The sequence below is a fragment of the Burkholderia sp. SR8 genome, assembly GCF_052851275.1.
Map to the genome: position 1 here is coordinate 340,296 of NZ_JAULUC010000005.1, position 13,525 is coordinate 353,820.

The window sequence follows — 13,525 nt, forward strand, 5'->3', positions numbered from 1 at the left end:
CTTCCTTCTACTCAGTGTGCGGCGGGCGCCGTGCCCGCCGCGGGTTGGTTCGTCAGCGCGTCGACCACGCGCTCCATCTTCATGTACCGCGAGCCCTTCACGAGCACCGTCGCGTGCGGACCGTGGCCTGCGGCGAGGAGCGCCGCGACCAGCGCAGCGACGTCCGCGAAATGACGGGCCGTGTCGCCATACGCGGTGCACGCATCGCGCGACGCATCGCCGAGCGCGAACAGCGCATCGATGCCGCGCTCGCGCGCATACGCGCCGATCTCGCGATGGAATGCCGGCCCTTCGTCGCCGACCTCGCCCATGTCGCCGATCACCAGCACGCGCGGCGCCGGTTGCGCGGCCAGCACGTCGATCGCCGCGCGCATCGAGTCGGGATTCGCGTTGTACGTATCGTCGACGACCGTCGCGCCCGCGAGGTTGCCGACGCTTGCCTGTCTGACCTGCAGACGGCCCTTCACCGGCTCGAACGATTCCAGGCCCTGCTTGATCGCGGCCAGCTCGATGCCGGCCGCGAGCGCCGCTGCCGTGGCCGCCAGCGCGTTGCGTGCGTTGTGCTCGCCGAGCGCGCGCAGCCGCACCGTCACCGCGCCGGACGGCGTGTCGATCGCCAGCTCGCCGCCGTGCAGGCGGCCCGTGACTTGCGCGTCGACCTGCCGGTCGGCGTCGTGCAGCGCGAAATCGAGAATCCGGTTGCCGGTCGCCGCGACGCGCCAGATGCCCGCGTATGCGTCGTCGGCCGGAAACACCGCGACGCCGTCCGGCGCCAGCGCGTGGATCACGGCCGCGTGTTCGAGCGCGACCGCTTCGACCGTCGCCATGAATTCCTGGTGCTCGCGCTGCGCGTTGTTGACGAGCGCAACGGTCGGCGCGGCGATCCGCGCGAGGACTTCGGTCTCGCCCGGATGATTCATCCCGAGCTCGATCACCGCGACGCGATGCGCGTCAGACAGGCGCAGCAGCGTCAGCGGCACGCCAATGTCGTTGTTCAGGTTGCCGGCCGTCGCCAGCCGCGCGTCGGCGCCGACCGCCGCCGCGAGGATCGACGCGATCATTTCCTTGACGGTCGTCTTGCCGTTGCTGCCCGTCACGGCGACGAGCGGCAGCGCGAAGCGGTTGCGCCAGCCGTGCGCGAGCGCGCCGAGCGCGGCCCGCGTTTCGCCGCCGGCGATCGCCGGCATCGCGAGGTCTGCCGGCACCTGCGCGACGAGCGCCGCGGCGGCACCGCGCGCGGCCACGTCGCCGAGGAAGTCGTGCGCGTCGAAGCGCTCGCCCTTCAGCGCGACGAACAGGTCGCCCGGGCCGACGGTGCGGCTGTCCGTCGACACACGTTCGAACGTGGCGGCCGGATCGCCGTGGACGGTCGCGCCGGGAATCAGGCGGGCGGCTTCGCCGAGACTGAGCATCGTCATTCGCCGCCTCCCTTGCCGTGCGTCGCGCGTGCCGCGAGCGCGAGCCGTGCGTGGTCCTGATCGGAGAATGCGCGTTTCTTGCCCATGATTTCCTGCGTCGCCTCGTGCCCCTTGCCGGCCAGCACGACGACATCCTCGCGGGCTGCGCCGCGCACGGCCTGCAGGATCGCGCTCGCGCGGTCCTCGATGCGGCGTGCGCGGTCCGGTGCGGTCATGCCCGCGATGACTTGATCGATGATGCGCTGCGGATCCTCGCTGCGCGGGTTGTCGCTCGTGACGACGACGTCGTCGGCGAGCCGCTCGGCGATCGCGCCCATCAGCGGGCGCTTCGTCGCGTCGCGATCGCCGCCGCAGCCGAACATGCACACGAGCCGGCCGCCACGCGCCGCCGCGATCGGCCGCAGCGCGTCGAGCGTCTTCTCGAGCGCATCGGGCGTGTGCGCATAGTCGATCACGACCAGCGGTTCGTCGTTCTGCAGCCGGCCGCCCAGCCGCTGCATGCGGCCGTTGACGGACTCGAGCCGCGCGATCTCGGCGAGCGCCGCGTCGAACGGCACGTCGGCCGCGAGCAGCGAGCCGAGCACCGCGAGCAGGTTGCTGACGTTGAAGGTGCCGAGCGTGCCGACCTCGACGTCCGCGTCGCCCCACGACGAGCACAGGCGAAACGCCGTGCCCGTCGGGGTCGCGCGCACATCGTGGGCGACCAGTTCGCGATCGGCGTCGGGCGACTGCGCGTCGCCGATTCCGTACGCGATCGTGCGCACGCGGCCGGCGAGCTTCTCGAGCAGGCGGCGGCCGGCCGCGTCGTCGCGATTGACGACCGCCGCGCGCAGACCACGCCACGCGAACAGCTTGGCCTTCGCGGCTTCGTACGCGTCGAACGTGCGGTGGTAGTCGAGGTGATCCTGCGTGAGGTTCGTGAAGACCGCGATGTCGAACGCCGTGCCGTTCACGCGGCCCTGATGCAGCGCGTGCGACGACACTTCCATCGCGACGGCCTGCGCGCCCGCGGCGTGCAGTTGCGCGAGGCTGCGCTGCAGCTGCGGCGCATCCGGCGTCGTGAAGCCGGTCGGCACCAGTTGCCCCGGCATTCCGGTGCCGAGCGTGCCGATCACCGCGCACGGCTGGTGCAGCGCCGTCAGCGCGGCGGCGATCCATTGCGTGCACGACGTCTTGCCGTTCGTGCCGGTCACGCCGATGGCGAGCAGCACGTCGCTCGGGTTGCCGTACCAGCCGCTGGCGATCTCCCCGGCCAGTTCGTCGAGGGCCGGCACCGCGAGCGCGGCGGGCGCGGCCGGCGCGCCCGCGAGGCCCTCCGGCTGATACAGCACGGCAGCCGCGCCGCGCGCGACGGCGTCGGCAATGAACGCGCGATTGTCGGCCCCGTCGACCGCATAGCCGAGAAACACGTCGCCGGCCTGCAGGCTGCGCGTGTCGGCATGCAGTTGCGCCGCGGGGGCCACATGCTGGCGCAGCCACGCAAGCGCGGCTGCGATCTGCTGATGCGCCGGATGGGAACTGCGAGCGGCGCTCATCGAACAACTCCTGGTGAATTACGTGTGGTGCTGGATACGATCATATGCTTCGCACCGGCGCCCGCGGCGAGCTTCTGCGCGCCCGGCTTGGCGGCACCCGGCTTCGCCGCGCCCGGCGCGGCACCCGGCGTGTCGTCGGACACGACGAGCTGCTTGATCGGCATGTTCGGCGGCACGTTCAGCGCGCGCAGCGTATCGCCGGCGATCGCCGAGAAGACGGGGCCCGACACCTGACCGCCGAAGTGGCTGCCGGCCGTCGGTTCGTCGACCGACACCGCGACGACGATCCGCGGATTCGGCATCGGCGCCATCCCGACGAACGACGCGCGGTACTTGCGCGTGTAGCCATGGCCTTCATGCTTGTACGCGGTACCGCTCTTGCCGCCGACGCGATAACCGGGCACGGCCGCATCCGGCGACGTGCCGCCCGGCGCGACCACGGTCTCGAGCATCGCGCGCACTTCGCGCGCGGTGGTCGGGTTGAACACCTGCGTGCCCGTGATCTGCTGATTGGGGTCGGTCTTGAAAATGGTCACCGGCATCAGTTCGCCGTCGTGCGCGATCGCCGTGTAGGCGCGCGCCAGCTGGAACAGCGACACCGACAGGCCGTAGCCGTACGACATCGTCGCCTGCTCGATGCGGCGCCAGCTCTTCCACGGACGCAGGCGGCCGGCCGCGGCACCCGGGAAGCCGACCTTCGGCGCCTGGCCGAGGCCGATGCTCGTATACATGTTCCACATTTCCTCGGGCCGCATCGTCATCGCAATCTTCGTCGCGCCGATGTTGCTCGACTTCTGGATCACGCCGCCGACCGTCAGCGTGCCGAAGCCCGCATCGTCGGTGATCGGCGCGCCGTCGAGCACGAAGTGACCGTTGCCCGTCTCGACGAGCGTGTTCGGCGTCACGCGATGCAGGTCGAGCGCGAGCGACACCGTGAACGGCTTCATGATCGAGCCCGGCTCGAACACGTCGGTCAGGATCCGGTTGCGCAGCTGCTCGCCGGTCAGGCGCGTACGGTCGTTCGGGTTGTAGGTCGGGTAGTTGACCAGCGCGAGCACCTCGCCGGTGCGCACGTCGACGACCATCGCCGCGCCGGCCTTCGCCTTGAACTTCTCGACGGCGGCCTTCAGGTTCGCATACGCGATGTACTGGATCTTGCTGTCGATCGACAGGTCGACGTCCGTGCCGTTGTGCGGCGGGATCTGTTCGGCCACGTCTTCGACGATGTGCCCCATCCGGTCCTTGATCACGCGACGCACGCCCGACGTGCCGGACAGCATCTTCTGGTCGCCGAGTTCGACGCCTTCCTGCCCTTCGTCCTCGACGTTCGTGAAGCCGATCAGGTGCGCGGTGATCTCGCCTTCCGGATAGAAGCGCTTGTATTCGTTGCGCTGATAGACGCCGGGGATGTCGAGCGCGGCGACCTTGTCGGCGATGTCGATCGGCACCTGGCGCTTCACGTAGACGAAGCCCTTGTCTTCCGACAGCTTCACGCGCAGTTCCTTCGGCGTCATGCCGAGAAGCTTGCCGAGCTGCGTGATCTTGTTCGCATCGAGATCGTCCGGCACCGCGTCGGGAATGGCCCAGATCGCGCGCACGGGCAGGCTCGTCGCGAGCACGAGCCCGTTACGGTCGAGAATCTTGCCGCGCGTGGCCGGCAGCTCGATCGTGCGCTGATAGCGGCTTTCGCCCTGCTTCTGATAGAACGCGTTGCCGGGCCCCTGGATCCAGAACGCGCGCGCGGCGAGCGCGACGAACGCCATGAACAGCAGGAACACGACGAGCTTCGACCGCCACATCGGCAGGTGCACGCCGAGCACGGGGCTCGACGAGAATTTCACGTCCTGGCGCTTTTGCGACGGTTTCATCGCGCGCCTCCGCTGCCCTTGGCGGCCGTATCGGCCGAAGCGGGAATCGGCGCGTCGATCGCCTTCACGGCGCCCGGCGGCAGCGTCAGGTATTGCGTGCGGCCCGTCGTGATCGGCTGCATCTTCAGCGAATCGTTCGCGAGCTGCTCGATGCGGGAGGTCTTCGACAGTGCACTCTGCTGATATTGAAGCTGCGCATAGTCCTGCTGGAGCTGACGCTCCTGCGACTGCGCGCGCTGCAGCTGAATGAAGATCTGGCGTTGCTGGTTCGTCGAGTTGACGACCGATAGCGCGCAGCCCATCACGATGATCAGCAGGAAGATATTGAAGCGGCTCATGGCGTGACGAGCTCCGCAATGCGCATCACGGCCGACCGGGCGCGCGGATTCGCGGCGACTTCCGCTTCGCTCGGAAACTGACGGCTGATGATCTTGAGCGGCGGGCTCGGGAGGTCGACGGCGCGGATCGGCAGGCGGCGATCGACCGCAGGCGCACTGGCGTGCGCCTGCATGAATCGCTTGACGATCCGGTCCTCGAGTGAATGAAAGCTGATGACCACCAGCCGCCCCCCTTGCTCCAGCAACGACAATGCCGCGTCTAGTACGACTTGCAGGTCCGCAAGCTCTTGATTGACGTGAATCCGTATAGCCTGAAAGGTGCGGGTTGCCGGATCCTTGCCCTTCTCACGGGTTTTGACGACGTGACCCACGATTTGGGCAAGCTCGCCCGTGGTGTCGAGAGGCCCAAGACGGTCGGACTCTGCCCGGCGAGCAACAAGCGCCTTTGCAATCTGAAAAGCAAACCGTTCTTCCCCATAATCCCGTATCACCTCCGTCAATTCCTGCACCGAAGCCCGCGCAAGCCATTCGGCCGCCGACTCGCCACGCGTCGGATCCATCCGCATGTCCAGCGGACCATCGGCGCGAAAGCTGAAACCGCGCGCCGGATCGTCCACCTGTGGCGAGGACACGCCCAGGTCCAGCAACACACCCGACACCTTCTCGACACCGCGCGCCGCCAGCGCGTCGCGCATCGATGCAAAGCTGTCATGCACGATCGAGAAGCGCGCATCCTCGATGCGCTGCGCCGTCTCGATCGCCCTCGGATCCTTGTCGAACGCTATCAGCCGCCCGGCCGGCCCGAGCCGCGCGAGCACCGCGCGGCTATGGCCGCCGCGCCCGAACGTGCCGTCGACATACGTGCCGTCCGGCCGCGTGACGAGCGACTCGACCGCCTCGTCCAGCAATACGGTCCGATGCTGCAATTCGTTTCCCATCGCGGGCGTCTCCGTCACCGCAATCAGAACGTGAAGTTCTTCAGCGCGTCGGGCATGCCCTGCGCCATCGCTGCCTGCTCCTTCGCGTTGTAGGTCTGCGAATCCCACAGCTCGAAGTGACTACCCATTCCCAACAACATGACTTCCTTTTCCAGTCCGGCCGCCATCCGCAGCTCGGGCGATACGAGAATCCGGCCTGCGCTGTCGAGATCGACGTCCATCGCATTGCCGAGAAAAATCCGCCGCCACCAATGGGCGTCCATCGGCAGCGCGGCGATCTTGGCGCGGAATACTTCCCATTCGGGGCGCGGAAACAGCAACAGGCAGCCGTCCGGGTGCTTGGTCACAGTCACCCGTCCTTCTGCCTGTCCTTGCAGCGCTTCGCGATAGCGAGCCGGCACCGACATCCGCCCTTTCGCATCGAGCGTCAGCGCCGACGCCCCTTGGAACACTTTCCGCTCTCCCGTTCAGGGCACCGAAGCACCCGCTCAACGCTCAAGAATTTAGCCCGAATAGCCCGCCAAATCACACAAAAATACACTTTCTCACACTGTCTCCCACTTTAGAGGAAGGGTTTGGCACGGTCAAGGGAGCGGCCCGGTTTTTTGACGAATTTTGTTAGTTAGAACAAGGACTTACGCGCACACGCTCATGCGGCCCCTCATACCAAAAACCGTTATAAATGAACGAGCTAGTGCAACTTGTGAAGGTGATACGTGAGAAAGGCGGGCCAGACTGGCGTGTGGACGGGGCTTTCGGGGGCGGGAAAACGCGGAAAAAACGGGCGGTATCGGAAGCGGCGAACCGGCGGCGACCTCGTGCGCCGCCGCCGGCCCGAATGTCAAAGATAGTATGCAGTGCTCGTCATGACCTTCGATGCTGCGCGCATCAGCATGCGCGCGGGCAGCGGCAGTTCGATCCCGCCGGCGTCGGTCGCGGCCTTGCCGTGCTTCACCTCGTCGACCCGCATCTGCTCGACGATCGCGCGCGATGCCGTGTCGGTCGCCGGCAGTTCGGACAGGTGTCCGTCGAGGTGGCTCTCGACCTGGCGTTCCGTCTCCGCCATGAAGCCGAGACTGACCTTGTCGCCCAGCGTGCCGGCCGCGACGCCGATCGCGAGCGCGCCAGCGTACCACAGCGGATTGAGCAGGCTCGGGCGCGAATCGAGTTCCTTCAGCCGGTGCGCGGTCCACGCGAGATGGTCTTCCTCCTCGCGCGCGGCTTCCTCGAACATTGCCTTCGACGACGCGGAGCGCGCGGTCAGCTTTTGCGCCTGGTAAAGCGCCTGCGCACAGACCTCGCCGACATGGTTCACGCGCATCAGCCCGGCGGCGTGCGTACGCTCCGCCGGCGTCAATTCGCCGGCGGGCGGCTCCGCCGGCACGGGCACCGGGCGGCTCATCCGGCTAATGCCGGTCAGCGATCGCAGGCCGCGATCGAATTCGCTGATCAGTTCATCCAACACCATCCTGTTCTCCTGGCTGCGTGTGCCCGCGAGCGGCAAAGGCACGTGCTCCGCTGCGTAACCGACTTGATTATTCAGCGGAAATTGCGGTTAACCCGTGATTTTAACCATTGTTGCATAAACGAAACATGGCGACCTTGAGCCACGGCATTTCGCTTTGTCGGAAAAATCGGGTTTGCTACATTACGTGCGACTTCTTGCGAAGTTGATGGGGCCCGTCAACACAACATAACTATCCGCCCCGCCAAAAAAATTCAGTGATTCTTGGAGATCCGTTAATGAAAAAGTCGCTTCTCGCGCTCGTCGCGCTGGGCGCGTTTGCTGGCGCAGCCCATGCGCAAAGCAGCGTGACGCTTTACGGCATCATCGATGAAGGCCTCATCTTCAACAACAACGCAAAGGGCGGCCACCTGTACGGTCTGGCAAGCGGCGTGATGCAAGGCAGCCGCTTCGGCCTGCGCGGCACGGAAGACCTGGGCAGCGGCCTGAAGGCGATCTTCGTGCTCGAGAACGGTTTTGACGTCAACTCCGGCAAACTCGGCCAGGGCGGCCTGATGTTCGGCCGTCAGGCTTACGTCGGCCTGTCGAGCCAGGCCGGTACGGTCACGCTGGGTCGCCAGTACGACTCCGTCGTCGATTTCGTCGGCCCGCTCGAGGCAGGCGACCAGTGGGGCGGCTACATCGCGGCTCACCCGGGCGACCTCGACAACTTCAACAACGCATACCGCGTGAACAACGCGATCAAGTATACGAGCCCGACCTACGGCGGCTTCTCGTTCGGCGGCATGTACAGCTTCGGCGGTCAGGCCGGCCAGTTCTCGAAGAACCAGGTCTGGTCGCTCGGCGCCGGTTACAACAACGGCCCGCTGGTGTTGGGTGTCGGCTACTTGAACGCACGCACGCCGGCGAACTTCGGCGGCATGTTCAACACCGGCGCGTCGGCTGCCGCGACGGCCGTGTCGTCGCCGGTCTATGGCGCGTACGCGAACAGCGCGAACACGTACCAGGTTATCGGTGCGGGCGGCGCGTACACGTTCGGCGCAGCGACGATCGGCGCAACTTACTCGAACACGAAGTTCAAGGGCTTCTCGGTCGGTCCGTTCGTGAACCAGACCGCGACGTTCAACAACGGCGAAATCAACTTCAAGTATCAGCTGACCCCGGCGCTGATCGTCGGCGCCGCGTACGACTACACGCAGGGCAGCAAGATCGACGGCAACTCGGCAGCCAAGTACCACCAGGGCTCGCTGGGCGTCGACTACTTCCTGTCGAAGCGCACCGACGTCTACGTGATCGGCGTGTACCAGCATGCTTCGGGCAACGCGCTCGACTCGGCAGGCAACATCGTTCAGGCCCATGCTTCGATCAACGGTCTCGATCCGTCGACGACCAGCAACCAGGTCGCGGCACGCGTCGGCATCCGTCACAAGTTCTAATCAGCTTGCCTGACAAGCCGCAGCATATTGAAGGCGCCTTCGGGCGCCTTTTCTTTTTGCGGCGGGGGAAGCGGTGGGCCGTAGCTCGTAGCTCGTAGCTCGTAGCTCGTAGCTCGTAGCTCGTAGCTCATGGCTCCTGGGCAGTAGGCGGGATGATCGCCGCCCAGCGCATTCATGGCGGCGAACCGTTCGCGATGCCGCACGGGCGCGAAACCAAACGCCAGCGTTCCGCTGGCATACATCAGGATGCACGCGCCAGCACTCAAGGTCGCCCGGCCGAGGCATTCGGATGCCTGCGCGTATCCGGTCGAACATGCGTCGCTCAGCCGACAGCCAGTGCTCGGCGCCACAGCGCGACATCCGCACCACCAGAGAAAAAACCCGGCTCTCAGGCCGGGCTCGTTCACTCGATTCGGCGTGTCATGCGCGTCCGTCGCGCAATTCGCGCCGCAGGATCTTGCCGACGTTCGTCTTCGGCAGCTCGGTGCGGAACTCGACGAGCTTCGGCCGCTTGTAGCCGGTGAGCCGCTCCTTGCAGTACGCGAGGATGTCCTTGTCGGTAAGCGCCGGATCCTTCTTCACGACGAACAGCTTCACCGCCTCGCCCGAATGCTCGTCCGGCACGCCGACCGCGGCCACCTCGAACACGCCCGGATGCGACGCCACGACGTCCTCGACCTCGTTCGGATACACGTTGAAACCGGAGACGAGGATCATGTCCTTCTTCCGATCGACGATCTTCACGTAACCGCGCGCGTCCATCACGCCGACGTCGCCGGTCTTGAAGAAGCCGTCCGGGCACATGACCTTCGCCGTTTCTTCCGGACGGTTCCAGTAGCCGGCCATCACCTGCGGGCCGCGGATGCAGATCTCGCCCGGTTCGCCGAGCGCAACGTCGTTGCCGGCATCGTCGCGGATCGCGACTTCGGTCGACGGCAGCGGCAGCCCGATCGTTCCGCTGTACTCGGTCGCCGTCACCGGGTTGCAGGTCGCAACCGGCGACGTCTCCGACAGCCCGTACCCCTCGACGATCGCCGTATGCGTCTTCTCGTACCAGCGCTTCGCGACCCCTTCCTGGATCGCCATGCCGCCGCCGTTCGCGATCACGAGCTTCGACAGGTCGAGCTGGCTGAATTCGGGATGGTTCAGCAGCGCGTTGTACAGCGTGTTGACGGCCGGAATCGTCGAGATCCGATAGCCCTTCAGTTCCTTGATCATGCCGCCGATGTCGCGCGGGTTCGGGATCAGAACACCCATGCCGCCGGTGCGCATCGTCAGGAATCCGCAGACCGTCAGCGCAAACACGTGATAGAGCGGCAGCGCGACGACCGTCACGAACTGCTTCACCTCCGGATACTTCTCGTGCGCGGGATGGTGCCACGCACCGGCCTGCAGCACGTTCGACACGATGTTCCGGTGCAGCAGCGTCGCCCCCTTCGCGACACCCGTCGTGCCGCCCGTGTACTGCAGGAACGCGACGTCGTCTGGGCCGAGCTTCTGCGGCTTGAAGGTCTGCCGCGCGCCTTCCGACAGCGCGGCCTTGAAGCGCGTGAACGACGGCAGTTGCCACGCCGGCACCATCTTCTTCACGTTGCGCACGACGTAGTTGACGAGCCAGCCCTTGATGCCGAGCAGGTCGCCCATCGACGCGACCACGACATGCTTGACCGCGGTATTCGCGATGACGGCCTGCAGCGTCGACGCAAAATTCTCGAGGATGACGATCGCCTCTGCGCCGCTGTCCTTCAGCTGATGTTCGAGCTCGCGCGGCGTATAGAGCGGATTGACGTTGACGACCGTGTAGCCCGCGCGGAGCACCGCGACGATCGCGACCGGGTACTGCAGCACGTTCGGCATCATCAATGCGACGCGCGCGCCGCGCTTCAGGCCGCGCGACTGCAGCCACGCGCCGAACTGGCGCGACAGCGTGTCGAGTTCGCCGTACGTGATGCGCTTGCCCATGCAGACGAACGCGTCGCGGTCGCGATACTGCTTGAAGCTTTCGTCGAGAAGATCCGGGATGGAGGGATACGGAGACGCGTCAATTTCGGCTGGAACGCCGGGTGGGTACGATTTCAGCCAAATTTTGTCCATGCCGCGCGTCTCCTCACAAATTTTCGAATGGTCGTGCTAAAACGCATCGTAGCGGCTCGCCCGTCCCGAGACAACAGGGTTAGATGCCCACTTCGAACTTTCGAATTGATTCATCTGATCATACCGAGAAGTTCGGTCAAGTCCGTTCAACTTCCACGAGACAGTCGTAAAACGTCGCCGAATTGCCGAGATCGGTCAGGGCCTGGCTGGTCACTTCGTTCGCGTTCCGGCCATCGGCCGACAACTTCTTCCACCAGATCGACAGCCCGACGACGAGGCCCTCCCGCGCGCGATCGGTAACGCGCGCAACGGCGTGCATCGATCCGCGGTCGTTGAAGATGCGCACGACATTGCCGTCTGCGATGCCGCGCGCATCGGCGTCTGCCGGATGGATGTCGAGGTGCGGCTGGCCTTCGGTGCTGCGCAGGCTTTCGACGTTCACGAAGGTACTGTTCAGGAAGTTGCGTGCCGGCGGCGAAATCATCGCGAGCGGATAGCGGGCGGCGAGCTCGGGCGCGCCTTCCTCCGATTCGAACGGCGGCAGGTAGTCGGGCACCGGGTCCAGGCCCATCTGCTCGAGGCGCGCGCTGTAGAACTCGCATTTGCCGGACGGTGTGCGGAAACCGCCATTCGCGAACGGCGCGTCGGCCACCTTGAGCTTCAGCCAGCCCGCACGCTTGAGCGTGTCCCAGTCGCTGTCGAGCGCCGGATCGTCCCAGCGCAGCGCCGCCTGCGCGACTTCTTCGTCGCTGTGATAAAGCGCGGGCTCGTCGAGGCCCATGCTGCGCGCGATCCCGCGAAAGATTTCGGTGTTCGGCAGCGCTTCGCCGACCGGCGGAATCGCGGGCAGGTTTGCCATCACGTAGGTGTGGCCGTACGACTTGTGGATGTCGAGATGCTCGAGCTGCGTCGTGGCCGGCAGCACAATGTCGGCGAAATCGACCGTATCTGTCTTGAAGTGCTCCAGAACCACCGTGAACAGATCGTCGCGCGCGAAGCCTGCCGCAACTTTCGACGAGTCGGGTGCGACCGCGACAGGATTCGAGTTGTAGACGATCACTGCTTCGACCTTCGGCCCGAAAGTCGCGTCGCCCGGATGCAGCAACGCGTCGCCGATCGCATTCATGTTGATGATGCGCGGCAGTTTGTGCGGCCAGCCGGGCATCAGGTCGGGGCGCAACAGCGCGGCCTGATTGACCGGCGCGGATTCCGACGACGACAGCAGCAAGCCTCCGGCGCGGTCGCGCCACGCGCCCGTCAGCGCGGGCAGGCTCGCGATTGCGCGTACGGCATTGCCGCCGCCGCGTACGCGCTGCATGCCGTAATTGAGGCGGATCGACGCCTTGCGGGTCGCGCCGTAGCGGCGCGCAAGATCGATCAGTTCGGACGCGTCGATGCCGCAAATCTGCGCGACACGTTCGGGCGGATACGTCAGCGCGCGCGCCTTCAGCGCGTCGAAACCGAGCGTATGGCGGGCGATGTAGTCATGATCGAGCAGATCCTCGGTAATCAGCACATGCATCATGCCGAGCGCGAACGCTCCGTCGGTGCCCGGCTTCAATGCGATGTGCTGATGGCATTTTTCCGCGGTCAGCGAGCGATACGGATCGATTGCGACCAGGCGTGCACCACGACGCTTGGCTTCCTGCGCACGCGTCCAGAAGTGCAGGCTCGAAGCGATCGGATTGGCGCCCCAGATCAGGATCAGCTCGCTTTCCTCGAAATGCTCGAGGTGCATGCCGACGCTTCCGCCGTATGTATAGCGCAGCCCTGCCGCGCCGGCCGCGGCGCAAATTGCCCGTTCGAGCCGTGATGCGCCGAGTTTGTGGAAAAACCGCTGCGCAATGCCCTCGCCCTGCACGAGTCCCATCGTCCCAGCATAGCTGTACGGCAGGATCGCCTCCGGCGCGCGCGCGGCGATTTCTCCGAGTCGGCGGCCGATCTCGTCGAATGCTTCACGCCAGCTGATCGGCATGAAACGCCCTTCCCCTTTTGCACCGATGCGCTTGAGCGGCACAGTCAGACGGTCGGGATGATGAACGCGGTCGGCATATCGGCTGACTTTCGTGCACAACACGCCTTGCGTGGGCGGATGGTCCGGGTCGCCGGTGACCTTGATCGCCTTGCCGTTTTCGACGGTCACGCGCATTGCGCACGTGTCCGGGCAGTCGTGCGGGCAGACGGCCCGTGCTATGTGAGTGGCGGCGTTCATCGTTCTGGATGCAACTGGTGGAGACACGCAAATTTTACGTGGAAGGGCCCAATGACGCGTCGTTTTGCGCGAATTTCCGTCGGGTTTTGCGAGAAAGCGGCGACGGGGATCGTGAATATCGCGATGGACGGCTTCGTTATGCCGGTGCGACGGTGCGCGGACGTGGAATGTTGGAGCCAGATCGCCCGGCCCTGAAACAATGAGGTATTTGTGTCGGCGGC

General features: G+C 65.7%; 11 protein-coding genes. 1 reads left to right on the forward strand and 10 read right to left on the reverse strand.

The features are described from left to right. Positions 1-11 precede the first annotated feature (11 nt). From Q3A80_RS09065 to coq7, 7 genes are all read right to left on the reverse strand, one after another. The gene (locus Q3A80_RS09065; protein ID WP_446328705.1) at positions 12-1,418 is read right to left on the reverse strand and encodes a UDP-N-acetylmuramoyl-tripeptide--D-alanyl-D-alanine ligase; all 1,407 of its coding nucleotides are present in this window, start codon (positions 1,416-1,418) and stop codon (positions 12-14) included. Continuing rightward, entirely contained in the window at positions 1,415-2,953 is a 1,539-nt protein-coding gene (locus Q3A80_RS09070; protein ID WP_446328706.1) for a UDP-N-acetylmuramoyl-L-alanyl-D-glutamate--2,6-diaminopimelate ligase, read from the reverse strand. The genes Q3A80_RS09065 and Q3A80_RS09070 overlap by 4 nt, the downstream gene beginning before the upstream one ends. After that, positions 2,950-4,821 (reverse strand): peptidoglycan D,D-transpeptidase FtsI family protein, encoded by a 1,872-nt coding sequence (locus tag Q3A80_RS09075; protein WP_446328707.1) that lies wholly within the window; start codon positions 4,819-4,821, stop codon positions 2,950-2,952. The genes Q3A80_RS09070 and Q3A80_RS09075 overlap by 4 nt, the downstream gene beginning before the upstream one ends. Beyond that, positions 4,818-5,159 (reverse strand): cell division protein FtsL, encoded by a 342-nt coding sequence (gene ftsL / locus Q3A80_RS09080; RefSeq protein ID WP_446328708.1) that lies wholly within the window; start codon positions 5,157-5,159, stop codon positions 4,818-4,820. The genes Q3A80_RS09075 and ftsL overlap by 4 nt, the downstream gene beginning before the upstream one ends. Further along, positions 5,156-6,097 carry a 16S rRNA (cytosine(1402)-N(4))-methyltransferase RsmH gene (gene rsmH, locus Q3A80_RS09085; protein WP_446328709.1) on the reverse strand — a complete coding sequence of 314 codons (942 nt, stop codon included), beginning with the start codon at positions 6,095-6,097 and terminating at the stop codon, positions 5,156-5,158. The genes ftsL and rsmH overlap by 4 nt, the downstream gene beginning before the upstream one ends. A 23-nt stretch (positions 6,098-6,120) precedes the next feature. Then, positions 6,121-6,549 (reverse strand): division/cell wall cluster transcriptional repressor MraZ, encoded by a 429-nt coding sequence (mraZ, locus tag Q3A80_RS09090; protein ID WP_006487094.1) that lies wholly within the window; start codon positions 6,547-6,549, stop codon positions 6,121-6,123. Positions 6,550-6,938: 389 nt separating this feature from the next. Further along, complete coding sequence (coq7, locus tag Q3A80_RS09095) at positions 6,939-7,565, reverse strand: 2-polyprenyl-3-methyl-6-methoxy-1,4-benzoquinone monooxygenase (protein WP_446328710.1); 627 nt, start codon at positions 7,563-7,565, stop codon at positions 6,939-6,941. Positions 7,566-7,840: 275 nt separating this feature from the next. Here coq7 and Q3A80_RS09100 point away from each other — a divergent pair, with 275 nt between their 5' ends. Then, positions 7,841-8,998 (forward strand): porin, encoded by a 1,158-nt coding sequence (locus Q3A80_RS09100; RefSeq protein WP_446328711.1) that lies wholly within the window; start codon positions 7,841-7,843, stop codon positions 8,996-8,998. A 420-nt stretch (positions 8,999-9,418) separates the two neighbouring features. On the opposite strand, the gene Q3A80_RS09105 is transcribed toward Q3A80_RS09100, so the two are convergent. From Q3A80_RS09105 to Q3A80_RS09115, 3 genes are all read right to left on the reverse strand, one after another. Further along, on the reverse strand, positions 9,419-11,092 hold the full coding sequence (locus Q3A80_RS09105) for a long-chain-fatty-acid--CoA ligase (protein ID WP_446328712.1): 1,674 nt from the start codon (positions 11,090-11,092) through the stop codon (positions 9,419-9,421). Between the two features lie 136 nt (positions 11,093-11,228). Further along, a complete protein-coding gene (locus Q3A80_RS09110) occupies positions 11,229-13,304 on the reverse strand; it encodes a molybdopterin-containing oxidoreductase family protein (protein ID WP_446328713.1) in 2,076 nt (691 codons plus the stop codon). After that, the coding region (locus Q3A80_RS09115; RefSeq protein ID WP_446328714.1) for a hypothetical protein at positions 13,301-13,525 on the reverse strand (225 nt) is incomplete at its 5' end. The genes Q3A80_RS09110 and Q3A80_RS09115, both read right to left, overlap by 4 nt.